Raw genomic sequence first — 792 nt, 5'->3', positions numbered from 1 at the left:
AATAACGCCCAATTAAGGGGTGAGCAACGCTACCACCCAACCTAAAGCATTGTACCGTAAACACTAAAATTGAAGTAGAAGCAAAAATGCCAAGCGTTGGGAATCCCTCTTAAATTGTTTGTTAGCCGCTCATTCCCAAAGGTTATTGCTTACTCAACAAGAACTTACGCAAATCTCTCTCTGCACGCATAACAAACAGAATAAACACTTTGTCACCGTCTTGTTTATAGAAAACACGACATGGATTAACGACAACTTCACGATAACTTAAATGTTCTAGTTCGGGTGGTATACGACCTGACTCTGGGAAAGTTTGTAGGCGTTCGACTTTGGAGAAGATCGTTTGTACTAACTGCTTTGCAACAACAATATTTTCAAGTGCGATGTATTCAGCAATATCGTTGAGGTCAGATAACGCTGGCTCAGTCCAGATTAGTTTAGCCATTTTGACATTTTGTCCTTGGCTTCATCATGACTTATAGCTTTACCGTCAGCTAGTGCGCGTTCACCTCGCGCAATACCCTCAAGAATAGCCAAACGATTTTGCATAAACTCATAATCATCAACATCAACTAGATACGCGGATGGCTTACCATGCTCGGTAATTAACACTGGTTCTTTGGTGTCGTGGAGATCGGCGAGGATCTTAGTTGCTTGACGTTTAAGTGATGTAACTAGTTCTACTTTCATGAGAGCGGCTCCAAAGGAATACTAAAGTGATACTATTCTATCACTTTGAGTATAGCAAGCTCCATGACGGCTAACGCCCTGCTAAGGGGTGAGCAATGCACT

Annotated in this window: 2 protein-coding genes; both read right to left on the bottom strand. The window is 42.0% G+C overall.

All coding sequences use genetic code 11. The annotated features are described in order from the left end of the window. Positions 1–142: 142 nt before the first annotated feature. The gene (locus UF06_RS02385; RefSeq protein ID WP_045569028.1) at positions 143–445 is read right to left on the bottom strand and encodes a type II toxin-antitoxin system RelE/ParE family toxin; all 303 of its coding nucleotides are present in this window, start codon (positions 443–445) and stop codon (positions 143–145) included. After that, positions 433–690 carry a type II toxin-antitoxin system Phd/YefM family antitoxin gene (locus tag UF06_RS02380; RefSeq protein ID WP_045569027.1) on the bottom strand — a complete coding sequence of 86 codons (258 nt, stop codon included), beginning with the start codon at positions 688–690 and terminating at the stop codon, positions 433–435. Before UF06_RS02380 ends, UF06_RS02385 begins: the two co-directional genes overlap by 13 nt. Positions 691–792: the final 102 nt, after the last annotated feature.

Source organism: Vibrio sp. S234-5 (genome assembly GCF_000960595.1).
Taxonomy (GTDB): Bacteria; Pseudomonadota; Gammaproteobacteria; order Enterobacterales; family Vibrionaceae; genus Vibrio.
Note: the sequence above shows the minus strand (reverse complement) of the source record. Positions and strands in the feature narration are given on the sequence as shown.